At 52.0% G+C, this 25,836-nt stretch carries 18 protein-coding genes; 17 read left to right on the forward strand and 1 reads right to left on the reverse strand.

Annotation, left to right across the window (positions count from 1 at the left end):
• Positions 1-53: 53 nt before the first annotated feature.
• From WC959_02000 to WC959_02060, 13 genes are all read left to right on the forward strand, one after another.
• Positions 54-2,225 carry a glycoside hydrolase family 47 protein gene (locus WC959_02000; GenBank protein MFA5687915.1) on the forward strand — a complete coding sequence of 724 codons (2,172 nt, stop codon included), beginning with the start codon at positions 54-56 and terminating at the stop codon, positions 2,223-2,225.
• A 36-nt stretch (positions 2,226-2,261) separates the two neighbouring features.
• Complete coding sequence (locus tag WC959_02005; protein ID MFA5687916.1) at positions 2,262-3,128, forward strand: hypothetical protein; 867 nt, start codon at positions 2,262-2,264, stop codon at positions 3,126-3,128.
• Positions 3,129-3,197: 69 nt separating this feature from the next.
• Positions 3,198-4,130, forward strand: coding sequence for a PEP-CTERM sorting domain-containing protein (locus WC959_02010; protein ID MFA5687917.1), 933 nt, complete (start codon positions 3,198-3,200; stop codon positions 4,128-4,130).
• Positions 4,131-4,196: 66 nt separating this feature from the next.
• A complete protein-coding gene (locus WC959_02015; protein ID MFA5687918.1) occupies positions 4,197-5,108 on the forward strand; it encodes a hypothetical protein in 912 nt (303 codons plus the stop codon).
• Positions 5,109-5,268: 160 nt separating this feature from the next.
• The gene (locus WC959_02020) at positions 5,269-6,105 is read left to right on the forward strand and encodes a hypothetical protein (GenBank protein ID MFA5687919.1); all 837 of its coding nucleotides are present in this window, start codon (positions 5,269-5,271) and stop codon (positions 6,103-6,105) included.
• Between the two features lie 251 nt (positions 6,106-6,356).
• Complete coding sequence (locus WC959_02025; GenBank protein MFA5687920.1) at positions 6,357-7,205, forward strand: hypothetical protein; 849 nt, start codon at positions 6,357-6,359, stop codon at positions 7,203-7,205.
• Positions 7,206-7,459: 254 nt separating this feature from the next.
• Positions 7,460-9,823 (forward strand): right-handed parallel beta-helix repeat-containing protein, encoded by a 2,364-nt coding sequence (locus WC959_02030; protein MFA5687921.1) that lies wholly within the window; start codon positions 7,460-7,462, stop codon positions 9,821-9,823.
• A 106-nt stretch (positions 9,824-9,929) separates the two neighbouring features.
• The gene (locus tag WC959_02035) at positions 9,930-11,879 is read left to right on the forward strand and encodes a hypothetical protein (GenBank protein MFA5687922.1); all 1,950 of its coding nucleotides are present in this window, start codon (positions 9,930-9,932) and stop codon (positions 11,877-11,879) included.
• Positions 11,880-12,186: 307 nt separating this feature from the next.
• The gene (locus WC959_02040) at positions 12,187-12,867 is read left to right on the forward strand and encodes a rhamnogalacturonan acetylesterase (GenBank protein MFA5687923.1); all 681 of its coding nucleotides are present in this window, start codon (positions 12,187-12,189) and stop codon (positions 12,865-12,867) included.
• Between the two features lie 139 nt (positions 12,868-13,006).
• Positions 13,007-13,894, forward strand: a complete 888-nt coding sequence (locus WC959_02045) for a hypothetical protein (GenBank protein MFA5687924.1) — start codon at positions 13,007-13,009, stop codon at positions 13,892-13,894.
• A 137-nt stretch (positions 13,895-14,031) separates the two neighbouring features.
• Positions 14,032-15,975, forward strand: coding sequence for an FAD-dependent oxidoreductase (locus WC959_02050; GenBank protein MFA5687925.1), 1,944 nt, complete (start codon positions 14,032-14,034; stop codon positions 15,973-15,975).
• 31 nt (positions 15,976-16,006) lie between these two features.
• Positions 16,007-18,166, forward strand: a complete 2,160-nt coding sequence (locus WC959_02055; protein MFA5687926.1) for a glycoside hydrolase family 36 protein — start codon at positions 16,007-16,009, stop codon at positions 18,164-18,166.
• A 100-nt stretch (positions 18,167-18,266) separates the two neighbouring features.
• Positions 18,267-18,497: a hypothetical protein gene (locus WC959_02060; GenBank protein ID MFA5687927.1), complete on the forward strand. Its 231-nt coding sequence runs from the start codon at positions 18,267-18,269 to the stop codon at positions 18,495-18,497.
• On the opposite strand, the gene WC959_02065 is transcribed toward WC959_02060, so the two are convergent.
• Positions 18,498-19,406 carry an AraC family transcriptional regulator gene (locus tag WC959_02065; protein MFA5687928.1) on the reverse strand — a complete coding sequence of 303 codons (909 nt, stop codon included), beginning with the start codon at positions 19,404-19,406 and terminating at the stop codon, positions 18,498-18,500.
• A 212-nt stretch (positions 19,407-19,618) separates the two neighbouring features.
• Here WC959_02065 and WC959_02070 point away from each other — a divergent pair, with 212 nt between their 5' ends.
• The 4 genes from WC959_02070 (at position 19,619) to WC959_02085 (ending at position 25,596) form a co-directional block, all read left to right on the forward strand.
• Positions 19,619-20,635, forward strand: a complete 1,017-nt coding sequence (locus tag WC959_02070; protein ID MFA5687929.1) for an aldo/keto reductase — start codon at positions 19,619-19,621, stop codon at positions 20,633-20,635.
• A gap of 178 nt (positions 20,636-20,813) precedes the next feature.
• Positions 20,814-21,917 (forward strand): zinc-binding dehydrogenase, encoded by a 1,104-nt coding sequence (locus WC959_02075; GenBank protein ID MFA5687930.1) that lies wholly within the window; start codon positions 20,814-20,816, stop codon positions 21,915-21,917.
• Between the two features lie 129 nt (positions 21,918-22,046).
• Complete coding sequence (locus WC959_02080; GenBank protein MFA5687931.1) at positions 22,047-24,518, forward strand: glycoside hydrolase family 38 C-terminal domain-containing protein; 2,472 nt, start codon at positions 22,047-22,049, stop codon at positions 24,516-24,518.
• 43 nt (positions 24,519-24,561) lie between these two features.
• Positions 24,562-25,596: a LacI family DNA-binding transcriptional regulator gene (locus WC959_02085; protein ID MFA5687932.1), complete on the forward strand. Its 1,035-nt coding sequence runs from the start codon at positions 24,562-24,564 to the stop codon at positions 25,594-25,596.
• Positions 25,597-25,836: the final 240 nt, after the last annotated feature.

A 25,836-nucleotide genomic window follows, 5' to 3' on the forward strand; every position in this document is an offset into this window, starting at 1 on the left:
GGCACTGGCTTGCCGGAGTTCATAATTAAAACACAATTAACGGAGTAATGTGTATGAAGAACACGAACTGTAAAGAAAATATGCTATTGGTGATGATTACAGGCATACTGTGCTGCAGTGCGGCTCAGGCGCTGGGCATTGAAATCGGTGCGCAATCCGCGGCGCCGCCGGTTGCGCCGGATAAAATTTTCCCGCCAACGCTTTCCTTCTATGCGTCGTTCGATAACGGACTGGATGCCGAATTTTCGCGCTCGGAAGGCGGCGCCGGCGGTTTGACGGTGAGCACCGTTTCCGGCGGAGTCAGCAACGGCGCCGTATCGATTACAAAAATCGGCGGACATCTCAACTTCCGCGGCGATCACAATGTGAACACTGAAAACGGAACGGTGACGTTTTACTGCAAAGGCCCGGCGATGGCCGGCGCGCAGGGCGATGCGTGGCTGTGGCAGGTGCGCACAACGCAGAATTATTATATCGGCGTGAAGCGGACTTCTTCCGGCCTTTCACTGGGTCTCACGCGTTACACTTATCCGCGCTACACCGACCTGTCGAGCGTGGACTGGACGCAGGGTTCGTTCAATGCCGATACATGGTACCGCATTACCGCGTCGTGGGACGCGCAGTTGCAGAAGGGCTGGCTGAGCGTGGACGGCCAGCAGGTGGAAGGCACGTTTGAAATGCCGGTGCATCCCGGCGCGGCGCTGGTCTTTTATGTCGGCGGCAGCGCGGCGGGCCGGCAGGTGAGCGGCGGACTGCTGGAGCAGGGCAACAGTTTCGACGAGCTGGCAATTTACGACCGCAGTTTAAGAAACCTGGACGACGATAACGGACTTTCCGGAGACGACGCGGCCTTTATCCGCCGCGTGGAAACCGGCGTTCGCAACAGTCTGCGCACGCTGGCCGGATTGCAGAATCTCGGCGGCTGGCAGCGGGTTTACACCTGGCCGGCAAAACTCGGCGCAACATCGCAGGGACGCGACCGGGTGACTCCCCATGACGAAATCAGTCTGGACAAAATGGAAGGAACGTCGCGCATCGCCGGACATTTTCTCTATGCGTATGAAGTGCTGCGCGATCCGGTCTATCTTGAAGTGGCGATAAAAACCGGCGAAATGCTGCTGGCCGCTCAACACCCGGCAGGCTACTGGTATAATAACTACCGGGTTACGATCACCGGGCCTGAACCGCTTCCTGGTGCTTCCGTGCTGCTGCAGGACGGCGTTCAGAGCGATCAGCTCGGCTTTTTAATGGCGCTTGCTAAGGTCACCGGCGATGTGCGCTATAAAAACGCGGCCATCGAGTGCGGCGAATTTTATATTGATTATCAGAATCCCGACGGCAGCTGGTCGCATCATGTGGATTTGAACCGCGGCATCGGCGTCACCGCGCGCGGCGAACCGCAGGGCGGGGAAATTAACGACTACGCCATCAACTACGCGATGGATACGATGATTTCGCTGTGGCACTTCTCCCAAGAAGCGCGGTTTATGGAATCCGTCAAACGCGCCGGCGACTGGATGGTTGCGGCGCTGATTGAAAACGACAACGTCTGCGGCTGGGCGCTGCAATACAATAATCAGAAACAACCGGTGTGGGCGCGCAAATTCGAGCCGCCGGCGCTTTCATTCGATGCCATTCCGGTTGCCGCCAAAGCGCTGATTGAAGCCTACCGGCTTTCCGGCGACGACCGTTATCTTGAACCGATTCGCAAAACCTCCGCGTGGCTCAAGCAGACATTTCCGGGCGGACAGATGCATTACTATTACGATATCGCCACCGGCCGTCCGGTGGCCGCCTGGGAAAACCAGATTTATTTCCTCGACGATCCTGAACAGCTGGCACTCGCAAAATCATTCCCGATGAGCACAATTATTACCGATCTGCACGTCTGTCCCGATCTGGATGGAATGCTCGCCAAAGCGGATTCTGCCGGCGCAGACAACAGTTCGTCGATCACAACCGGCAGCCTGAAAACGCTGGCGATCGACTCACTGGACAAGCAGAACGAAGAGGGCGTCTGGCTCCAGGAAAATATCGGCGGCGGAACCTATACGCTCGGGCTCGGCTTTCCCGGATACCGCACGCGGCTGACACGGTATATGCTTTACATTGAGCGCATCGATCCGCGCATTCCGCAGGAATACCGCCTGCTCGGCGGCGACGGCGACCTGCTGCGGATGGCATCGCCGGCAAGCTGGTATGCGGTGGACTGGCCGGCGGATTAATGGACGATTGATTATTGGAAAATTTTGAGAGAAACGATGAAAAAAACTGTAACAGGACTGGCGGCGGGAATGCTCCTTGTTGCGGGCTTATCCGCGGACACTTGGTTTATTGGAACGGCTTTTAATTCCGGCGCCTGGAGCAACGGCGATCCGTCCGATACGAATATGGGATGGGTTACCAACGACGTCGCCTCACAGGGACAAAGCACCGTCGACTGGGTGATTACTCATACCGCCGGAACTGTTTCCCGCGGCCAGACGCTGACATTTGACGGCGGTGTTAAATGGGTTCTTGACGGCGGCTCGCTTGAGGCGCGGGGCACGGGCAATATAAACATCGGGAGTACAACAACGACCGGCGACATCGTGCTGAGCAACGGAACAGTTTCCGCCGCCGGCGCTCTCCAGGTCAGAATGAATTCCTTTCTCCGGCAGAGCGGCGGCGCCGTAACGGCCGCTTCAGCCCGGGTTGAGTATGGAGGACAACTGGAAATTTCCGGCGGAACGGGCGCAATCGCCGGAACCCTGACGTTTGCCAATCCCGGCTCGCAGGCGGTATTTTCCGGCGGATACTGGGCGGCGGGAGATCTCAATTTCGGCGGCACATTGGGATCGGCCGCCGGAATTACTTTTGCTGACGGGGACGGATCTCTTACAGTGGATGCAGTAACAATCAGCGCCGGATACATTAATTTTGTTTCCGGTTCCGGAGGAAGCCTGACGATTACCGGATATTCCGGCGCGGCGGATTTTGAAGCATTATGGAATGCCAACAGGATTAAAGTTGACGGACAGGGCGCGGCGAACGGCATCAGCTTTGCCTCGTCGGGCCTGCGGGTTGCCGGTGATGCACAGAACACGCTGACGGCGGCTCCTGTGCTCAAACTTTTTATTATTCATTAAGTCGATTTCGGGAAGTTTTCCGGCGAGGCGCCGGAAAAAAGAGAACAGTACAAAGGAAAGGAGTACAGAATGAAGAAAGGTATAGCAGGCTTAGCGGCCGGGTTGTGTTTTGTGATGGGGTCGTTTGCTGATGTATATTTCGATGGCAGTGGTGCGATTACCACGGCAAGTAACTGGACAAATGACATGGGCGAGACAGGATATTTTCCGACCAATGGTGTTCAGGGATGGGTTACCGAGGGAACTGGTACCATAAGTGGAGAGACTCCTTTTATCGGCTGGACGGTCACCCAAACCGGCGGAACGGTTTCGCGAGCAGGAGCGGTTGCGTTTAATGGCGGTGCTTTGTGGAAGATCCAGGGCGGTGTGATTACAAGCGCGCAGCATGTTACAGTCGGAAGAACGAATGATGCCGTTGCCAAATTGATTGTTTCCGGTGATGCCCTTGTAACGGCTTCTACCAACCTCCAGATAAGATTCAATTCTACATTACAGCAAACCGGCGGAAAGCTTGCCTTTGATCGTAACGCGGAATTTAATTATGGCGGCATTGCGGATATTTCAGGCGGGACGGGAACGTTCGGCGGCACTCTTAATTTTACATATAATGATGCGGTCTTAAAACTTTCCGGCGACGCTGCATGGACATTCGATGGCAACTTGAATATTGGTGGATCAGTTGCCTCCGGTCATGCTGTAGTTCAGTTCGATTCAGGCGCTGGATCGCTGACCGTCAGCAATATTACCGGTTCCGGTAACGGGTACATTAATTTTGCTTCCGGTTCCGAAGGTACCCTTACCGTTACCAGTTATGATGCATCAAATTTTGAAACGTTGTGGAACAGCGGAAAAATTAAAATTGATAATGGCGCCGGTACCGGAAATTTCGACTCATTGTTTGATGTTACCGGAAATACGTTAACCATGATTCCTGAACCGGCGACGCTCTCACTATTCCTGATTTCCGGGCTGGCGCTGATAGTCTGTCGCCGCTGCCGGTAAATCTGTAATTTATTCCGGTGAGGTGCCGGAAAAAAAGAGAACAGTACAAACAGAAGGGAGTACAGAATGAAGAAGATGATGACGGGATTCATCGCGGGAGCGCTGCTCGCCGCAGGAGCATCAGCTCAAACATATACATATTATACCGGGAGCACCGCATCCGCCGGTCTCGGAAATGCAGAGAACTGGAGCGACGGACTGCCGACAGGTGCAGGCGTTGTCGGCATGATTACAAACAATGTATCAATGCCGCTGGGAGGGACATCTTTTGCCGGCTGGACAGCGGTTCAAACCGCCGGAACGATCTCGCGCGGCGGTGTGATCACATTTGATCAAGGAGTTCATTGGACGCTGCAGGGCGGCACGGTTACGAGCGGGCAGCATGTTGCCATTGGAAGTACTACTACCGCAGGAACAATGGTGATGAACGGCGGCGCTTTGGTGGCAAATACAAATTTCCTGGTAAGGAGCGGATCTTCTTTTTCGCAAAGTGGCGGAACGCTTACATTCGCCGGAGCGGCTGAGATCGGCGCCAATGGCGGCGGTACGGCGAATATTTCCGGCGGGACAGGATCATTCGGCTCCATCTCAGTTACAGGCGGATTAATCGCATTTTCCGGCGGGTCGTGGACGACGACAGGAAATTTGCATTTTGGTGGATCAACCACGGGCGCAGGGATCCGGTTTGATCTTGGAGATGGTTCCCTTACCGTTGACACGGTCTCATTCAACGCCGGATATATTGACTTTGTCACCGGCTCTGACGGAACTCTTACAGTGAGCAGTTTTACAGACGCTTCCAACTTTGAAGCATTGTGGAATACCGGACGGATCAGACGCGACGGCGCGAATACCGGAACGTTTGCTGACAACTTTACTGTCACCGGAGACACATTGTCGGTAATTCCTGAACCGGCGGCGCTTACGATGTTCCTGGTTTCCGGGCTGGCGCTGATAGTCTATCGCCGCATGCGGTAATCCGTAAAACTGCGCCGCCGGAATTTCTCCGGCGGTGCTTTGGAGTGCGCAATCTTGATTGCGCTTTGTGCGGAGCAGGCTCCGCACGCCGCAGCTCGCTACGGCTAAAGCGGCGGCAAGCCGCCGCACTCCATATTTTTATCAACCTACAGGAGAAAAAATGAAAACAACACTGATCGGCCTGATTACGCTCGCTTCAACGCTCGGAATTTTGGCGGATACGGAAATTCAGCGAACAAGTGGAACGCTGCTGAACCCCGCCGCATGGTCTGCCGGACTTCCCTCGCTGCAGAATCCTGGAAAAATTGATAAATCCGGCAAGTGGGATGTGCATGAGTATCTCAGCGGCTGGAAGGTTACACAAACTGCCGGCACGATTCAGCGCATCAGCAGCAGTCCGCAGGCGGCGATTCTGCTGAACGAAGGCACGGAATGGATTCTTGAAAAGGACGGCGCAATCTATACCACCGCGCGCCTGCGGGTTGGCGAGTCTAAAACCGCCGGGCATCTGACAATGAACGGCGGAAGTGTTACGGCGTCGCTCAGCCTGGATGTGCAGCGCAATTCGACCTTCCGTCAGAACGGCGGCGAAATTGACGCCGGTACGTTGCGGCAGGGCTTCGCCGGGAAAATTTTTGTAAAAGACGGTACCGCGAAGTTTACCGGCGCCGAGTTGTTCGGCTCTAACACACAGATTGAATTTTCCGGTGGTGCGTGGACATTTTCCGGACTGTTTAAAATCTCAACCACCGGCACCGGCACATTTATCCGCTTTGCGGAAGGCGCTGGATCGTTAACTGTCGACGGGCTGGAAATCAGCGGAAGTGTATTTTTTGATTTTGTTTCCGGCTCCGGCGGCAGCTTCACGGTTAAAAAGTATAAACAGAGTGATTTCGAGGAGCTGTGGAATAAAAAATTTCTCCGGTTTAACGGGGCGAACACCGGAGAATTTGCGGATATTTTCAGCGTTACCGGCGATACGCTGACGCTGAAGTGAAAAAATTTAACCATGAGAAATTAAAACCGCGAATGAACGCAAATTAGAAACTACGGAATACGCGAAAGAGATTTTTGACCGGATAACAGGATTTTGTTGGATGAAAAAATTCTTTGGCATCTTGGCGGTTAAAAAAGAAAAAAATCACAGAGATTCAGAGAATTTATCTCCGTGCCTCAGTGATCTCTGTGGTTGAAAAAAAATCTCTGGCGTTCGGGCCGGCAAAAATCAAAGAGAGAAAGAAAACAGAAATGAAGAAGATGGTTTATGTTACAGCGCTGTCACTGGCTGCGGGAATTTTTGCCGATACAAGTATGAAAGCCTCCAGCGGCGAGCTGCACCGGGAAAAATCCTGGGATAACGGACTGCCCTCCGCATCCAATCCGGGAACCATTGACATCAAAGGATCGTGGGCGGTGAACGGCGCGACGGTTTTTGCCGACTGGGTAGTGACGCAAAAAGAGGGAACCATTTCGAGGTCTGTCACCTCAATCACGTTGAATAAAGGCGCGAAATGGCGGCTGGAAGGCGGAAAAATTGTCTGTACGGATGCGTCCAGCAATAAAGCGCATGTGCGCGTCGGCGAGTCTACCAGCGGCGCCGAATTAATTATGACCGGCGGCGAAATTTCAGCCGACAGTTATTTTGATGTCTGTTTCGAGTCACTTTTCCGGCAGAGCGGCGGAACGGTGAAAGGTGCTGCCGGCTGCCGGTTTTCCGGTGGCGGAAAAACGTTCATTGAAGGCGGCGCCGGAACATTCGGCACGATGAGTGTGATTAATCCCGGCACGCAGATTGAGTTTTCCGGCGGCGCCTGGACGGCGTCGGGAACGCTTAACTTCGGCGGAACAACAACGCCGGATTCATTCATCCGTTTCGCGAAAGGCGACGGTTCGCTTTCCGTCGGCGGACTGGCGCTGGAAGGTTCCGGCTTTATTGATTTCTCCGCAGGCTCCGCCGGAAAATTTTCTGTCAAAAATTTTAAAGCGAACGATTTTGAAAAACTGTGGAGCAGAGGAAAAATCCGGTTTAACGCATCCAGCCGCGGAAACTTCGCCGACCTGTTTGTTGTGGAAAAAAATACGCTGAAGCTGAAGTAAAACAAGGGATAGATTTTTTACCACAGAGTTCACGGAGATTCAGAGGATTTTAACCGCGGATAACGCGGATGGAAACGGATTTTTAAACAAAGGTAAACGAAAGAGAATGGTAGGGCGCGCAGTCCCTTGCGCGCCGCACAGGAAAAAAACCACAGAGGACACAGAGAGTCAGAGAATTTAATCTCCGTGTCTCCGTGATTTCTATGGTTGAAAAATTCCTGGCGTTTTGGCGGTGAAAAATCGGAAATGAAAAAATGGTAAACCGGAAATATAGTGGAGAGTTTAAAATGAGCATTGCGGCGTTTCTGCTGGTTGCGGGAAGTGTGCTGTCGGCGGAACTGAAAACGGTGCCGACATTTGAAAACTGCAGTCTGTACTGGAGCGGAGAGCGGCTGCCGGAAAATCATGCGGTTCAGATTTGCGAAGCCGGAACGGAAAACTGGAACGCGGCGCTGCCGCTTTCTATCAGCCCGGATTATCCCGACTGGCGCGGTTCGGTTTTTGGATTAAAAGAAAGCACGCAATATGACGTTCGCATCATGGACGGTACGAATCTGGTTGCGGCGCAGTCGTTCAAAACGTGGACATCGTCGCCGCCGATTGCAAAACGTTATACGCTGAAAGATCTTTCGCCTCAGGGGTATCAGTTTGTTTTTTCAGAGCGGGGCGAGCCGGACGGCTGGATTTTAATTTCCGGCACGCCGGAATTGAATCTGCTCGACGGCGCGCTGGAAAGTGAAGAGACGCTGCTGTTCACCAATGCGGCCTATGTGATCTTTGAAAACATCACTGTGCGCGGCGGCATCAAACACGGAATTACCATTCGCGACAGCGAAAATATCCGTATTCTGAACTGCGACATCGCCGGATTCGGACGCGTCGGCGATCAGGCTCTTTATTATGGCGGCAACGGACGCTATTACGATGGCAAGACGCGCATTAATAACGACGCCGGCGTGAATCTGGACGACAGCGGAAATGTGGTGATTGAACGCTGTTTTATTCATTCGCCGCGCAACACCGCAAATCCGTGGCGCTTTTCGCATCCGGAAGGGCCGAATGCCGTTTTTGTAAAATCGCGCGGCGGAACAGTGATCCGGTACAATGATTTTACCGGCAGCGATCTGCGCCGCTGGAACGATGCGGTGGAAGGCTGGAACAATACGGAGTGCGGCTTTTTACGCGACGCCGATATTTACGGCAATCTGTTTGCGTTTGCGAACGACGACGGCATTGAGCTGGATGGCCTGCAAATGAATATCCGCACCTACGGCAACCGCATTGAACAGACGTACTGCGGCATCAGCACCGCGCCGTGCATGACGGGTCCGTCATATGTTTTCCGGAATCTGATTTCAAATCTCGGCGATGAAGACGGTTTTTCAGAAAGCGCAGTCAAAAACAATTATTCAGTGTACGGTTACGGGCGGCTGTTCTTTTATAATAACACGGCGGTTTCAAAATATAATGTGGGCAGTCCGTTCGGAACGCTTCCGGATAATGCGCCGGAGTTCATGGCGCAGATTCCGGGATATGTGAAAGTGGTGACGCGCAACAATATTTTTTCCGCCGGAAAAACACCGCTGACATTATCATGGCCCGTCAGATATACATCCGACGCCGATTACGATCTGCTGCATTCAGAAATTCCGGCGGAACTTGAAGCCGTGCGGGAAACATATCAGTCAACCGGACAGTGTTTGAATGCAATTTTCGGCACGCCGGAATTTCGCGATACGCTTTCCGGCGATTATACGCTGGCGGAAAACAGCGTCGGAAAAAATGCCGGTGTTTTTATTCCCGGAATTTCCGCCGCCGGAAATGATGCCGGCGCCGGCAGCGGCATTCCGTTTCGCCCGCTTCCGGTTTTATTAAACAAAGGCCGGATTCATTTAGACGAAAATCCGGCGACCGTGACGGCGGCGGTTGATCCTGCGGCGGATGTGTCGCTGTTGAATTTTAAAATCTGTAAGCCGGCGGGCTGCGACTGGTTCAGCGTAACGCCGGAATCCGGCGAATTGATTCCCGGTCAAACTCAAAATTTTACGGTGCGGTTAATTTCTGCAAAGCTGCCGGAAGACCGGCGCGGCGCCGGTACATTTTTAATCCGCTTTGCAAACGGGCTGTCGCGGCCGGTACTGGTTTTTACGGACGATGTCCCTGCGCCGGCAGCCATTCAACTGCCGGAAGGCGGCTGGAGTCAGTTGATTGAAGCGGAAACGATTGCGGCGCGGGGAACTGATCCGGCAATTTCCGCCGGTGCTTCCGGCGGCGCGTATGCCGTGATGAAAAAATCCGGCGCGCCGTTCTGCGTGACGTTTACGGTTCCCGCCGCCGGCAATTATCAGGTCTGCCTGCGGTTGAAAACGCTGACGCCGCCCGGCGGAAATATCACCACCACAATAACGGCCGCCGGCGCAACGGAATCCTTTTTGATGCGCGCCGATGAACGGTGGATGTGGTGCGGCGTGGTTGCCGGCGGTTACGGCAAAAATAAAAACCGGCATTACAGCATGCTTCGGCTGGCTGCCGGCGAACATACCTTTTCTTTTTTGCCGGAAAAAAATGTTGCGGTGGATGCAGTTCTGATTACCGATTCGGCGCTGCCGGTACAATAAACCATGAAACGTCTAAAAGTCCGAGGCCGGAAAGTCGAAGGTCGGAAAAGGGCTGCTGGACGTTTGACTTTCGACCTTCAGGCTTTTGACCATAAGAAGATTGTGAATGAATATGCAGTGGATTGACTGGGGAATTATTCTTGGCTTAATTGCGGTGGTTCTGGCGACCGGTTCATTTACTAAACGATATGTTCGCGGCGTTGCCGATTATCTTTCAGCAAACCGTTGTGCCGGGCGTTATTTGCTGACGGTTGCGCAGGGGATGTCCGGCACGAGCGCGGCGCTTTTTGTAGCGGCGTATGAAAAATTTTATCGCGCCGGATTTCCGGCATACTGGTGGGAACGGATCGTTATGCCTGTTACGCTGATTATCGCCGTAACCGGATTCATTGCATACCGTTTCCGCGAAACGCGCGCACTGACAATGGCACAGTTTTTTGAAATGCGTTACAGCCGGGGATTTCGCGTTTTTTCCGGCATCATCTGCTGGTTTTCCGGACTTATTAATTACGGCATTTTTCCCGGCGTCACCGCACGTCTGCTGATTCATCTGTGCGGCCTGCCGGACAAAATCCTGCTCTTCGGGCTGAGTCTGCCCACTTTTCCGCTGGTGATGATTTTCGTCGTCGGCATTGCGCTTTATCTGGCATTAACCGGCGGACAGATTGCATTGCTGGTGACCGATTTTATTCAAGGACAGTTCGCGCTGGTTGTGATGATCGGAATTACCATTTTTCTGCTCATCAGCTTTGAGTGGTCGACGATTATGGAGGCGTTGAAGGCGATGCCGGCAGGGAAGTCGATGCTCAATCCATACAGTCAGTCCGAGATTAAAGATTTTTCACTTCAGTTTTTTATCATGCTCGGCATTCTGAATTTTTACACCTTCATGGCGTGGCAGGGCTCGCAGGGCTATTATTCATCGGCGCGCAATCCGCATGAAGCGAAAATGGCCGGAATTCTGGGGATGTGGCGTTCAGTGGTTGCCGGCTTCGGGCTTGTCCTTGCGCCGATTGCCGCCTTTGCAGTGTTTCATCATGTATCATTTGCTGCGGATGCAGGTGTTATCCAGTCAGCACTGGATGCCATTTCTGATCCTCAGGTGCAGGTGCAGATGCGCACACCGCTGATGCTCGCGCATTTTCTGCCGGCTGGAATGATCGGCCTGTTTGTGGCGCTGGTTATCGCGGCGGCCGTTGCTACGGATGACACCTATCTTCACTCCTGGGGCAGTATTTTTGTGCAGGATGTGCTTTTGCCGTTTAAAAAGAGAAAACTGACGCCGCGGCAGCATTTGAAATGGCTTCGTTTTTCTGTAATAGGGACCGCTGTTTTTGCAATTCTGTTCAGTATGGTGTTTCCGCTGAATGATTTTATTTTCATGTACTGGCAGATTACCGGAACCATTTTTATGGGCGGTGCCGGCGCAGTGATTATCGGCGGACTTTACTGGAAACGCGGCACAGCCGCCGGCGCGTGGACGGCCATGATTACCGGCTTTGTTCTGGCTCTGGCCAGCGTGATCCTGCGAACGTGGTGGACAGATATTCCGGGGCTGACATCGCTCGCTCCGGCATTTCCGTTGAACGGCATGCAGGCATCATTTGTTACATCAGCCCTTTGCGTGGCGGCATATGTGCTCGTTTCGTTCATCACCTATAAACAGCCTCACAACATGGATGAAATGCTGCATCGCGGTGAATACGCGATTGCTGACGATCAGACCGCACTGCACGCCCGCCCGGCGCTGATCTGGCGCATTCTCGGCATCAATAAAGAATACAGTTTAACCGACAAAATTATTGCGTCGGGAACAACAGGCTACACAATACTTTGGTGTGTTCTGCTGATGGTTGGAACATCGCTGAATATGTCGATGAAACTTTCAGAAGATACGTGGACGGCATTCTGGTATATTGTAACGATTACGCTCACATCAATTTCTGTATTGGTTGTCATCTGGTTTATTGCCGGCGGCACCCGCGATTTAGTTATTATGTTCCGTCTGCTGAAACAGGACAGGGGAAATGCCGGCGACGATGGTTCAGTGAATTAAATGAATGATGTTTTTTGACAGGATTAACAGGATGACAGGCATTAGGCGAAGAAAGGCACAAAGGCACAGAGGTACAAAGGCACAGAGGTACAAAGGCACAGAGAATTTAGCTTCCGTGCCTCTGTGATCTCTGTGGTTAAAAAAATCCTTGGCGACTTGGCGGTTAAAAATACGAAAAGGGAATAGGCATCAGGCACGAGGCATCAGGAAAAATCATCAATCGGCAATCGTAAATCGGCAATGTCTTCCTGGCGTCTTGGCGGTTGGAAAATTAAGCATTGAAAAATTTTATAAAAAGGAAAATTGAATGAAGAAAACAATTAACGGCTTATTACTGACTCTGTTTTTTGCAGCAACCGCACCGGCGGAATTTAAAGTTCTTGTTGCCGGCGATTCCACTGTTGCGAACAACGCGCCGAAATGCGGTTGGGGCGATTTCATCGGTGTTTATTTTAAATCCGGCACCGAAGTCATCAATCTCGCTAAAGGTGGACGGAGTACAAAATCATTTATCACCGAAGGACGCTGGAACGATTTGATCAGTTGCGTTCAGCCCGGTGATGTGGTTTTTGTTCAGTTCGGCCACAACGATCAGAAAATCAACGAAGAGAAGGGAACGAATCCGGAAACGGACTATAAAGATTATCTGCGCAAATATGCTGATGAAGTCGCCGGAAAATCCGGCCGTCTGATTTTCATCACGCCGCCGCGCCGGCGAACCTATAGAGATGATGGCACCATTAAAAGCGACCTTCAGCCGTATTGCGATGCCATGAAAGCCGTCGCCGCCGAAAAAAATGTACCGGTGGTCGATCTGTACACCATGACCGGTGAAGAAATGCAGCGGCTCGGCGACGACGGCACCGAATTTTTATTTGATACCGGCGATCGTTCCCACTTTTCAAAAACCGGCGCCGAGTGGCTGGCAAAACTGATTATGGACACAGTGCGCGCAGAAAAAATGCTGCCGCCGGAATTTTTAAAATAATCATCTCAACCGCGAATTAACGCTAATGAACGCGAATATTAAAAACGATGACACCGATGATTTTAATACACGAAATGCATTCGCGCCTATTCGCGTTCATTCGCGGTTAAAACCCGTTCTAATTTTTTTATTATTAATTATGAATACGAAAATTTTTTCAGAAGAAATTATTCTCGATAACGGCGCAATCGAAGCCGTTATTCGTCCAGACATCGGACGCATCATCTCATTCCGGCGCGCCGGAGAAAAAAATCTGCTGTGGGTGGCGGATGATCCGCTGTCCATCGACCCCGATCTTCCATTCTATGGCGGATTGCGGATTCTGATTTCACCTGAAGGCCTTTGGGAACAGATCCGGCAAGTGCACCGCCCGGATCCGGCAACGGACGGCGGCGCGTGGACAGTTTTGGAAAAAAGTGAACTGCATATTCAGCTGCAAACATTTTCGCCGGATCTCGGCGTAGAGGTTGGCTGGAAAATTCAAGTGCACGCCGAACGTGCCGAAATGAAAATTGATTTTTCCATGACGCGCACGAAAGAAAATCCGTTTCCGGTGCATTTGTGGAGCATTGCGCAGGTTCCGCTCGGCGGCGATGTGTTTATGGAAAGCCGTCCGCATATTCCGCCGCCGTATCATAATTTCCTGCGCATTCCCGGCGGACTCGCGCCGTATATGGAATCGTTTCACGATGGACGCGTTTATCGTTTTCATTATGACGACCGGCAGGAACCGCTGAAAGCCGGAACATTCGGGCGGTGGATTGCCTATGCTGTGGATCAAACCGCATTCGTTCTGATCGCGCCGGAAATTCAAAACCTGCCGTATTATGATCGCAGCAATCTGCAGGCGTTTTCATTTCCGCGCCTCATGCCGTTTTACGAACTCGAAATCACCAGCCCGACGTATTCACTGCGCCTCGGCGAATCATTCCAAACCGGCGAAACATGGCTGCTGACAGACGCCGGAAAAACGCGGAAAGAAACCGTATCGAAAATTCAACAACTTGTGCAGCCGCACATTCAATAAATTTTTTTAACCACGGATTACACGGATGAAGAGGAAAATATTTCTGATAGGATTCTCTTTTGAAAATCCGTTTGTATCCGTGCTATCCGCGGTTTAACAACGATTAAGTAAATTTATTCGATATCAGGATACATATCATGAAAACAAACGAACAAACAGTTTCCGCCGATGTTGCAATTATCGGCAGCGGCTTCGGCGCAATTGCGGCGGCGCAGGCATTATTAGAACGCGGCTTAACTGTGGTGATGACAGAAGAATTCCCGTGGATCGGCGGACAGGCGACGAGTCAGGCGCTGTGCGTGCCGGATGAATATCACGATCCGGTATTTGAATCCGGCGGATCAACGCGCCGCTATTTCGAATTTCGCGACCGCATTCGCGACTATTATAAATCGAAATATCAGCTTTCAAAATTCGGCGCGGCGCAACTTCATTTTAATCCCGGCGGCGGAACAACCAGCATCGCCGCCGAACCGCATGTCGCGCACGAAATTATCATGAACGGATTTCAGGACGCGCTGAATGCCGGAAACTTAAAAATTTTTACCGGCGTTGTACCGCAGTCCGCAGAGCGCAGCGGAAAAGCAATCACGTCCGTCACCTGCGCCGGAAACTCCGGCGACGCGGTAACGGTGCGCGCAAAATTTTTTCTCTCCGGCGATGAAACCGGCGAGCTTTATCCGCTGTTAAATATCGGATTCCGGCAGGGCACTGAAAGCAAAGCGGAGTTCGACGAACCGCACGCGCCGGAAAAAGCGGATTCCGATTCACTGCAAAGTTATACATATTGTTTTGCGATGGAATATGTGCCCGGCGGAAACTTTACCATTCCGCCGCCGCCGGACTACGACCGCTGGAAAAAAATTCACGGACATGAATTTCTACTCGGTGCGCCCGGTGCGCGTCCCGGCGATCCGGCACTGATGTTCCGCGTAAAAACCGGACGCGGCGGAATCCGCATTAAACCGGCGTTCTATTACCGGTCAACTGTGCGCGCCGAACTGTTTTCCGGCGGCGATGCGCCGAACAGCAAAACCATTTTCAACGTTGTCGGCAACGATTACTGCTACGAAAATTTTGTCGGCAAACCGCCGGAAGAAAAACGCCGGATTTTAAACGACGCGCGCGGCCTGTCGCTTGCCTACATGTATTGGCTGCAAACCGAAGCGCCGCGCGATGACGGCGGCGGTTCCGGCTGGCCGGAACTGCGCCCGCTGCCGGAATCCACCGGCACGCCGGACGGCGTTGCGATGGGACCGTATGTGCGCGAAGGCCGGCGGTTGAAAGCCTGCCGGACAATTATCGAACAGGATATTTCCACCGCGTGTCAAAAAGGCGCGCGCGCAAAATTGTTTGATGATTCTGTCGGCGTCGGCTGTTTTCTGATTGATCTGCACCGGCGCAACGGCGCAACCGGAATCAGCCAAATGGCGCGGCCGTATCAGATTCCGCTCGGCGCGCTGGTCACGGAGGAACTGGATAATTTTGCCGTCGCCGCCAAAGGAATCGGTGTCACGCAAATCACCAATGGCGCGTACCGTTTGCATGCGCTTGAATGGAATATCGGCGAGGCCGCCGGTGAACTCGCGGCGTATTGTTTAGAAAAAACCCCGGTGCACCCGTATTTAAAAGGAAGCGATCTTTTTGATTTTCAGCGGCGGCTTTTGCGCGCCGGTTTTACGCTTTTCTGGTTCGAAGATCTGCCGCTGGATCATCCGGGCTTTGAGGTGGTACAGCTGCTTGCCGCGAAAGGAATCTGGCCGGCGAGTCCGGCGCATCTGCGGTTTAATCCGAATTACAGTCTCGCCCGCGCATCGGCGTTGATGAATCATGTGCTCGAAAAAATTTCCGGCGCCGGAATTGATATCAGCGAACTGAAAGAATATTTCGAAACGGCGGCATCGACGCGGATTTACGATGCGGCGCATCAGATTGTCTGTTTTCTCGACCGCACCGGCTGGCCGGAAAAACTGATTTCCGGCGGTTTCGATGAACATCCGGCACCGGAATTATTTAACGACTGGATTCCAGGCCCGATGGATGAAAAGGATAAAACAGCACAGCTTGCAACAATCGGATAGGCGGAATGGATTTTTAAAATTTGGAGATAAGATGAGCGGCAATCGGATTTCAGAATATCAGCTTGGCGATATGCTGGCACGCTTTATAGGGCACGAAGGCATGAACGGAATGCAGTTTGAATTAATTCCGGCGCAGACTGCCGGCGATGTTAGACAGCACCGTGAATTTATGAGCGGCGTCGCGGTGGACGGCATTTCAAAAGCGTTGAATTGGAAGGTTCCGGCGCAGTTCACGCGCGATAATCTGTTGCAGATTAAATTGATCGACGAAATTTCCCGCGACGGTTTCGGCGGCGGCGTTTCAATGTTCGACAGTTGCAGCACCGAAGCGCTTCAATTTACGGAACAGGTTGTGGCGGAACATTCCGGCGGCAGAGATATTCAAACGGTTTTTATGCATCCGCGCGGACTGCGGTGTATCAGTCATTTGCTTTATCAGGACGGCCTGCCGGCGGTGGAAATGTTCAACGAAGTAAAAAATGAATCCGGTGAACCGCTGACGCTGGAGCTGCTTTCGTCGTTCGTGTTAAGCGGCATCACGCCGTATGCCGAAACCGGCGCGCCGGAACGGTTGAAGCTGCATCGTTTCCGCTCGTGGTGGTGCGCCGAAGGCCGGCACGAAATCTGTTCCCTTGAAGAGCTGCATCTGGAACGGACGTGGCTGACGCATGGAATGCGTTCGGAGCGGTTCGGTCAGGTCGGTTCCATGCCGGTGCGGAAATTTTTCCCGTTCATCGGCGCGGAAGATACAAACGCCGGCGTTGTCTGGGGCGCGAAGCTGGCGTGGGCCGGTTCGTGGCAAATGGAGGCGATCCGCCGCGGCGATACGCTGACGCTGACCGGCGGACATGCCGACCGCGAATTCGGCCATTGGACAAAAACGCTCGCGCCCGGTGAAACGCTGACGAGTCCGGCGGCAATGCTTTCCTGTTTGAAAGGCAGCTTTACCGATTTGTGCCAGCGCTTTTTAACACTCGAAGAAACGCGCGTTCCGCCGGTTGAAAGCGAAGAGGATATGCCGGTGATTTTTAACGAATGGTGTACGTCGTGGGGAAAACCTTCGTACGATAATGTGATCGCGGTGGCTGACCGGTTAAAAGGCCTGCCGGTAAAATATTGTGTAATTGACGACGGCTGGGCGGTTCGTCCTGCCGGCACCGTTATGCAGGCGAACGGCGACTGGGTTGTAAATGGAGAGACATTTCCCGGCGGGCTGAAGCCGGTGGCCGATGCGCTGAAAGAACGCGGTTTTATTCCCGGTATCTGGTTTGAGTTCGAAGTGTGCAATGAAGGCGCGAAAGCATGGGATGAAACAGCGCATCAGCTGTGGCGCGACGGAAAAGTATTTCAGTCAGGAACGCGCCGCTATTGGGATTTCCGTGATCCGTGGGTGCATGATTATCTGTTTGAAAAAGTGACGAAGCAGTTGCGTGACAGCGGATTTCGTTATTTGAAGGTCGATTATAATGATTCAATCGGAATGGGCTGCGATGATCCTGATTCGCTGGGTGAAGGATTGCGACAGCATCTGCTTGGTGTGCAGAAATTTTTCCGCAGTCTGCGCGAAGAAATTCCGGATTTAGTCATTGAAAACTGTTCGTCCGGCGGACACCGGCTTGAGCCGTCTATGATGCAGCTTGCGTCGATAGGATCGTTCTCCGATGCGCATGAAGGTGAAGAAATTCCGATCATCGGCTCCAGTCTGCAACTGCTGATTCCGCCGCGGCAAAGTCAGATTTGGGCGGTACTTCGCCGGACAGATTCTGTGCAGCGGCTGGTCTATTCTCTCGCCGCCGGATTTCTCGGGCGACTTTGTTTGTCCGGCGAAATTCATGAGTTGTCGGAGGATCAGATAAAGGTGGTACAAGAAGCGCTCGAATTTTATCAGGCTGCTGCGCCGGTAATTAAAACCGGACGCACTGAATTTTTTGGCGACCGTCCCGTGAGCTACATACATCCGAAAGGCTGGCAGGCAAACATGCGGTATGGCGCTGATAAAAAATCCGCGCTGGTTGTCATTCATTCATTCGCACAGCCGCCGGAAAAAATTGAACTGCCGCTCGCCGCCGGAAACTGGCGCGTGGAAAAAGAATTTTCACACGTACCGGCGACGCCGGAAATTTCTGCCGGAAAATTTTCTGTTAAGCTGAACGGCGAATTTTCAGCGCAGGTTTATCTGCTCAAAATTTAAACATCGCCGATTGCCGTGAAGTCATTGTCGTAAACCGTTTCGCCGGCAGAAAAAATTCCGGTGCACTGGTGATTATTAAAAAATCATTCGGCCAGGCTGTATGATTTGGAGCGTAGCACAATTTGAAGCGGCGATTCAGCCGCCGCACAAAAAAGTGTTCAAGTGTCTTGTTCGCTCGTGTTTTAAACAGTTTCCGGCGGATGTTGTAAAGCTCAGCTCCGGCGAAACGGTTCCGTTTGCTGTTACCGACGATGTGCTGAACTTCGCATCGATTCGTCTGGCATGCTTGAAACGGCGACGATTCACTGGCCATAAATCGCATCGGCAATGATTACGTCCGGCGCGCGGTTTGAATGAATGTTTCGGGCGGAATATCGTAGATACGTTTAAAGACGCGGGAAAAATGGCACGGGTCGGAATATCCTGATTTTTCAGCAACTTGCTTGATTAAAACTTCAGGGCGCAAAAGCAGGGCGGCGGCACGGTTCATTTTGAGGCGTGTTAAAAACTGCAATGGTGTTTCATCGGCATAGCGTTTGAAAAGTCGGCAAAGATAAGCCTTGTCTATATGGCAGGCGGTTGCAATCTGTTCAATGCCGGTGAGCGTTTGAAAGTTTTGTTCAATATATAACCGGCATTGCTGAAAAGTTTGACGCGCCTGCGAAAAAGCTTCCTGCTGCGGCATCGCGGTTTCGTCGGCGTAAAGCAGAAGCTGTTTTAACAGCAGCACGCAAAGTTCGTCGCGGTGCCGGCTTTCGGTCACGCCGGTTTTCAACAACATGTTGAAGAGTGTACGGACGCGCAGAATGTTGGTCGTGTAAATAGGTGTTTTATAAAGTCCGGTGCGTTTTACAAGAGCAGTTAATCCGCTGCCAGAAAAATCAACGAAGTGTTTGATCATCGGCGCAGACGAATCGGTTTCGATGCAGTGCGGAGTGTGCGATCCGTAGAAATAAATTGCGCCGGGACGCAGCGGCCAGGTTTTTTTATGCAGCGTTAATATTCCTTTTCCAGCGGAGACAAATTCGAGCGAACAGAATTTAAAACGGCTGCGTTCAACGCGGTAATCCGGCGCACATTGTTCACGTCCGCCGCAGACAACGGTTTCTCTGTCGTTTTTTTGGGGGGTCAAATTAAGATAGTAATATTCACGGGAGGAAACCTGTTTTGAAATAAATGATGGAGATTTTTGCATTTTTCGCAGTCTGCCGCCGGAATTTATAAAGTCAATAATATCCATTATCAGGTCAATGTCATCTATTTTTAAATTCCGGTGATTGGAGTATCTTTAGAACAGCAGAATGATTTTTAATCACGACCGGACACGAATATTTTTCACGCAGAGACGCAGAGAAAACGAAGAAAAGAAAAAATTATAACCGTTAATTATTAGTGCCGGTTAGTGTTAATTCGTAGTTAAAAACATAAACAGCGTAGAAAGGAATTTGAATTATGGGAATTGACAAAACGGTTGATCCGGCGCGCGTGCCGGCGCGGACGCTGGCGAACGGCAGCGTGATGCCGGCGGTTGGAATGGGTACGTTCGGGTCAGATAAATATGATAGTGCGACGATTGCGGCGGCGGTAATTGTGGCGGCAGAAATCGGTTACCGACATTTTGACTGCGCCTCGGTTTACGGCAACGAAGCGGAAATCGGTACAGCGCTGAAAACAGTGGTGAAATCCGGCGTTGCACGCGAAGAACTTTGGGTGACGTCGAAAGTCTGGAACGATATGCACGGCGACGGTGATGTGATTCGGTCGTGTAAAAAATCGTTGAGTGATTTACAGCTGGATTATTTCGATCTGTTTCTGGTGCACTGGCCATTTCCGAATTTTCATCCAAAAGGCTGTTCGGTGGATTTTCACGATGACAACGCGAAGCCGTATATTCATGAAAATTATATGAAAACATGGACGCAGATGGAGCGGCTGGTTAATGAAGGACTGGTGCGCAATATCGGTACATCGAACATGACGGTGCCGAAAATGAAACTGCTGCTGCGCGACTGCCGGATTCGTCCAGCGGTGAATGAAATGGAGCTGCATCCACATTTCCAGCAGCCGGAGCTGTTTAATTTTCTGGTGAACGAAAAAATTCAACCGGTCGGTTTCTGCCCCGTCGGATCGCCGTCGCGGCCGGAACGTGACCGTACGCCGGAGGATACAGCGGATGTTGATGATCCGGTGATTGTTGACATTGCAAAAAATCATAATGTTCATCCGGCGGTCATTTGTATTAAGTGGGCGCAGCAGCACGGTCAGATTCCAATTCCGTTCGCCGTAAAACGGCCGCAGCTTTTCGGCAATTTGAATGCAGTGGTGAACGATCCGCTGAGCGCGGATGAAATGGCGGCGATTAAAAAGATCGATCGCGGCTGCCGGCTGATTAAAGGTCAGGTTTTCTGCTGGAAGCGAAATCAGGATTGGAAAGATTTATGGGATTTAGATGGTGTAATTAAGCAATAAATTAGATGCTGAAAAAACGGAATAATCGCCACGAAAAACACAAAAAATTAAATTAGGGAATACGCAGTAGGCACGAGGCATTGGAAAAAATCGTAAATCGACAATCGGAAATCTGCAACGCCGGCCTTGGCGTCTTGACGGTTAAAACGTTCTAAACAATAAACAGGAGAAAATAATTATGACAGCGGTTCCGAAAACAATGACCGGCGCATATCTGCCGGGTAACAGCACGGTTGAATTTAAAGAGTACGAAATTCCGGAACTGAAACACGGCGAAGTGCTGGTGAAAACCAAAGCGTCGACAATTTGCGGTTCGGACATTCGCTGCATCTATCACGAACATCTCGGTAAAGGGCCGGAAGGATATCAGCCGGGTATGATCGCCGGACATGAACCGAGCGGACAGATTGTGCAGTGCGGACCGGGCGTGCGCCATTTTAAAACCGGCGAACGTGTGGTGATCTATCACATTTCCGGTTGCGGAATCTGCAACGACTGCCGGCGCGGTTATATGATTTCATGCACGAGCGAAAAGTATCGCAAAGCGTACGGCTGGCAGCGGCACGGCGGCATGGCTCCGTACATTGTCGCCGAAGAAAAAGACCTTGTGATGTTGCCGCCGGAATTGAGTTATGCCGACGGCGCACAGGTTGCGTGCGGTTTCGGTACGGTCTATGAGGGACTCGAAAAAATCGGTATCAGCGGTAACGATGCGGTTTTAATTACCGGGCTCGGTCCGGTCGGACTCGCCGCCGCGATGCTTTGCCGCGCGATGGGTGCGCAGAATATTATCGGCATTGAAGCGCTCGACGAGCGCATTAAAATTGCTGAAACACTGGAGCTTCGCAACGGCAGCGGCATCAAACTGTTTGATCATGTGTTGAAATCCGGCGCCGGAAATGTTGACGAAGTGAACGCGCTGACCGGCGGACACGGCGTTGAAAAAGCGGTGGAATGTTCCGCCAATATGCACGCACGTTTAACGGCGGTTCAGGCGACGCGCAAATGGGGAAAAACAGTGTTGATCGGTGAAGGCGGTTTGATGAGCCCGGATTTCGCGCCGAGCCGTGACATGATTCATGACCAGAAAACGCTCTATGGTTCATGGGTGACAAACATGTGGCGCATGGAAGAACTTGTTGAGCGCCTTGTCCGCTGGAACATTCACCCCGCCGATTTAATCACACACCGCTTTCCGCTCGAAAAAGCTTCGGAAGCTTATGCATTGATGGCTTCCGGAAAATGCGGCAAAGTTTCGGTGTGCTTCGACGAAGAACTGTAACCCTGAAAAATTAAAACGGCGGTTGAAATCATTCAGCCGCCGTTGTGTGTGTGTAGCGCTAAACTGAAATTCGGATTTCATTTACACCGTCACGCGCTAGAGTTTCCGGCGTTTCAGAAAGGATTTTTTATGCCGGAAAAGCAGCAGATTTTTTTATTATGCAACGCGCACATTGATCCGGTTTGGCTGTGGGAATGGGAAGAAGGCGCGGCGGAAGCGATCTCGACATTCCGTACGGCTGCGGAGCTGTGCGAGCAGAATGACACATTTATTTTTAATCATAACGAAGTGATGCTTTACCGCTGGGTTCAGGAGTATGCGCCGGAGCTGTTTGTCCGCATTCAGAATCTGGTCAAAGCGGGCCGCTGGCATATTATGGGCGGCTGGTTCTTGCAGCCGGATTGCAATATGCCGTCAGGCGAAGCGCTAGTCCGGCAGGTGCTCATAGGAAAACGCTGGTTCAAAAAATATTTCGGCATTGAGCCGTCGACGGCGCTGAATATTGATCCGTTCGGTCATTCGCGCGGGCTGGTGCAGATTCTCGCGAAGAGCGGATATGATTCCTATTTCTGCGGACGTCCGGAACCGCGTTTTCTGGATCTTCCGGCAGACGATTTTGTGTGGCGCGGGTTTGACGGTTCGGAGGTGATGGCAACGCGTTTCTGCGGCTGGTATAATTCGCCGCTCGGTGAAGCGCGCAAGACAATTGAGGAGCGCATCGCCGCAAATCCGAAACGTAATCCGCTGCTGGTTTTGTGGGGCGTCGGCAATCACGGTGGCGGGCCGTCACGCAAAGATATTCAGGATGTGAACGAACTTATTGCAGAGCGCAATGATGTTGAACTGATGCATTCAACGCCGGAAATGTTTTTCGCGAAACTGGCGGAGAAAAAAAATGAGCTGCCGGTATTTGAGCGCGATCTGAATCCGTGGGGCGTCGGTTGCTACACATCGCAGATTCAGGTGAAACAGAAATACCGCCGGTTGGAAAACGAACTGTTCATGACGGAAAAAATGTGTGCCGCCGCCGCGCTGTGCGGACTCATGGATTATCCGCGTGCCGATTTTTCCGCCGCGCTGAACGATCTGCTGAATCTGCAGTTTCATGATATTCTTCCCGGCACAGCGATTGAACCGGCAGAAGACGCTGCGTTGCGTCAGGCGGGACACGGGCTTGAAATTCTGTCGCGCATTCGCGTGCGCGCATTTTTTGCACTGTCCGCCGGCGAGCGGAAAGCGAACGATGGTGAAATTCCGGTGCTAGTGTATAATCCGCATCCAGTCAGTTTCCGGCAGACGGTTGAATGCGAATTTAATCTCGCCGATGTTAACCGCGGCGAAACATTTTCGGACATTCACGTTTTTTCCGGCGGAAAACAGATTCCGGCGCAGGTTGAAAAAGAGAGCAGTACCGTGCGTGTGCAGTGGCGCAAACGGGTTGTATTCTCCGCCGATCTTCAGCCGGGAATGAACCGCTTCGATTGTGTGCCGGTTGAAATTCCGGCCAAGCCTGAAATTCAGATGCGTGAAGAAAACGGGCAGATCGTTTTTAAAACGCCGGAAATCGACGTGGTCATTAATACAAAAACCGGATTGATCGACCGGTATGCCGTCGCCGGAAAAAATATTCTTCGTCCGGATGCGTTCGCACCCATCGTGATTGCTGACAATGAAGATCCGTGGGGTATGCATGTTACATCCTTCCGCAACACCGCCGGAAAATTTGAGTTGATGACGCCGGAAAAAGGTTCGCAGTTTTCGGGCCTGGAAGTGGTGCTGGATTCCGTCCGCATCATCGAAGACGGCGACGCGCGCAGTGTGGTTGAAGCGCTGCTGCGCTACGGCGATTCGTTTATTTGCCAGCGTTATAAACTGCCGAAAACCGGCACGGAAATTGAAGTTGAAATGCAGGTCTACTGGTTTGAAAAAGATAAAATGCTGAAGCTTGAAATACCTGTTGAACAGGCCGGCGCGCACCGCTTTCTCGGCCAGACAGTGTACGGCGTTCACGAACTTCCGGTAGACGGAACGGAAACCGTTTCGCAAAAATGGGTCGCGGCGGCGACGGACGAAACGGCGGTCACCTGCATTAACGACGGTGTTTACGGCGCCGATTTTTCCGGCGACGGACTGCGCATCACGCTGCTGCGTTCGCCGGGATATGCGTATCATCCCGGCCCGAAACCCAAACCGCAAACGCAATATATTCCGCGCAGCGATCAGGGGCGCCGGAGTTTCAGATTCTGGATCAACGCCGGAAAAACGGAAGAGCGCTTAGAACAAATTGAATCTGAAGCGTTGATTCGAAATGAAAAACCGATGACGCTTTCCTTCTTTCCGTCCGGCGCCGGAAAAAAAGTTCCGCCGGTCATCCGGCTTTCCGATCCGGCGGTTCAATTATCGGCATTCAAAAAGGCGGAGGATGGCGACGATTATATGATCCGTCTGTTTGAGCCAACCGGAAAAAACCGCACCGCAAAAATTGCACTGCCGCTGTTCAACCGCGAAGAGGAGGTCACCCTCACGCCGTTCGAAGTGAAAACATTCCGGATGTCGGCGAACGATGGTTCGCTGACTGAACAGGATCTGCTTGAGCATTAAACATCGCCGGAGTTTGACTTTTTCCGTCGAACCGGTTTAGCATATGCAAATGCAAAAACCGGTACGCATGATGGATATTGCTGAAAAAGCGGGCGTTTCCTGTACGACCGTTTCGCTGGCATTGAAAAATCACCCGCGCATTGGCGAAGCAACGAAAACAAAAATTCTGCGCATCTGCAAACAGATGGGCTATCAGCCCGATCCGGCGGCGCAGGCGCTGGCTTATAAGCGTTCGCAGACCTCGTCAGAAACCTATCTTGGCACGCTGGCTTTCCTGACAAGTGAGTCCGGCGCGGAGTTAAGGAAACGGAACAAAGCATCGTCGCTTTGGGACCGGCAGCTCGAACAGGCCTGCCGGAATATGGGTTACCGGCTGGACCATTTTGTGGTCAGATCCGAAGAAAAAGAACAGCGCCCGCTGAGTCGTATTATGCAGTCGCGCGGTATTTCCGGTTTGTTGATTCACGGCTATCACGAAGAGGTTCGTCAATGGGCGCTTGACTGGGACCGTTTTGCTGTCGTCGCGCAGTCCGCATCGCTGCATGAACACTTTGTGCATAACGTACTGAGCAGTTCCTATCAGGATGTGTATGATGCGATGATGCATTTGAAAGGTCGCGGCTACAATCGTCCCGGATATTTTTTCACACCGCGAACACCGAATGCATACACCGCCGGATTTTCCGCCGCAATGGAAACCCTGAATCTTTCCGCGCGCGTTCCGAAGCTTGCCGCAAAACATACGGATTATCTTGAACAGAAAGATGAATTTCTCAGTTGGGTGAAAAAATATAAACCCGATGTCATTGTAACAAGTTCCGGTGCGGAATATATTGAACTGCTTGAAAAGGGCGGCTTTCGTGTCCCTGAAGATATCGGCTATCTCGGCCTTGATGTACTGCCGGATACGATGCATCTTTCCGGATTATACCAGTCGCGCGAAACCACCTATAAAGTCATTGTTGACCTCATTCACGGCATGCTCATGCGCAATGAACTCGGAATACCGGAACAGCCGATGTGCATTCAGATTCCGTCAAGCTGGAACGAAGGAAAAACGCTGCGGGCGGCAACGTAGTTTTAACTGCGAATGGTTGGGAGTTTGGGGTTTGAAGTTGGGAGTTCCATACCGCAGCTTTGGAAAATCCGCAGATGACGCAGATCAACGCAGATGGTTTTAACCGCAGAGGTCGCAGTTGGGAATTTGGGGTTTGGAGGGTCGCAGGCTCTGCGACTGCGGACGGCGAGCCGCCGTCCCTCCAAGGGTTGAATTGTTCATGTTTTGGAGGGTCGCAGGCTCTGCGTCCTAAAAAATGGA

The organism is Kiritimatiellales bacterium, assembly GCA_041656295.1.
Classification (GTDB): Bacteria; Verrucomicrobiota; Kiritimatiellia; order Kiritimatiellales; family Tichowtungiaceae; genus Tichowtungia.

Coding starts and splice junctions, on each gene's coding strand:
- WC959_02000 (MFA5687915.1), top strand. CDS start 54: ATGAAGAACACGAACTGTAAAGAAAATATGCTATTGGTGATGATTACA.
- WC959_02085 (MFA5687932.1), top strand. CDS start 24,562: ATGCAAATGCAAAAACCGGTACGCATGATGGATATTGCTGAAAAAGCG.
- WC959_02070 (MFA5687929.1), top strand. CDS start 19,619: ATGGGAATTGACAAAACGGTTGATCCGGCGCGCGTGCCGGCGCGGACG.
- WC959_02035 (MFA5687922.1), top strand. CDS start 9,930: ATGAATATGCAGTGGATTGACTGGGGAATTATTCTTGGCTTAATTGCG.
- WC959_02005 (MFA5687916.1), top strand. CDS start 2,262: ATGAAAAAAACTGTAACAGGACTGGCGGCGGGAATGCTCCTTGTTGCG.
- WC959_02015 (MFA5687918.1), top strand. CDS start 4,197: ATGAAGAAGATGATGACGGGATTCATCGCGGGAGCGCTGCTCGCCGCA.
- WC959_02010 (MFA5687917.1), top strand. CDS start 3,198: ATGAAGAAAGGTATAGCAGGCTTAGCGGCCGGGTTGTGTTTTGTGATG.
- WC959_02055 (MFA5687926.1), top strand. CDS start 16,007: ATGAGCGGCAATCGGATTTCAGAATATCAGCTTGGCGATATGCTGGCA.
- WC959_02065 (MFA5687928.1), bottom strand. CDS start 19,406: ATGGATATTATTGACTTTATAAATTCCGGCGGCAGACTGCGAAAAATG.
- WC959_02025 (MFA5687920.1), top strand. CDS start 6,357: ATGAAGAAGATGGTTTATGTTACAGCGCTGTCACTGGCTGCGGGAATT.
- WC959_02040 (MFA5687923.1), top strand. CDS start 12,187: ATGAAGAAAACAATTAACGGCTTATTACTGACTCTGTTTTTTGCAGCA.
- WC959_02045 (MFA5687924.1), top strand. CDS start 13,007: ATGAATACGAAAATTTTTTCAGAAGAAATTATTCTCGATAACGGCGCA.
- WC959_02050 (MFA5687925.1), top strand. CDS start 14,032: ATGAAAACAAACGAACAAACAGTTTCCGCCGATGTTGCAATTATCGGC.
- WC959_02060 (MFA5687927.1), top strand. CDS start 18,267: ATGATTTGGAGCGTAGCACAATTTGAAGCGGCGATTCAGCCGCCGCAC.
- WC959_02075 (MFA5687930.1), top strand. CDS start 20,814: ATGACAGCGGTTCCGAAAACAATGACCGGCGCATATCTGCCGGGTAAC.
- WC959_02080 (MFA5687931.1), top strand. CDS start 22,047: ATGCCGGAAAAGCAGCAGATTTTTTTATTATGCAACGCGCACATTGAT.
- WC959_02030 (MFA5687921.1), top strand. CDS start 7,460: ATGGTAAACCGGAAATATAGTGGAGAGTTTAAAATGAGCATTGCGGCG.
- WC959_02020 (MFA5687919.1), top strand. CDS start 5,269: ATGAAAACAACACTGATCGGCCTGATTACGCTCGCTTCAACGCTCGGA.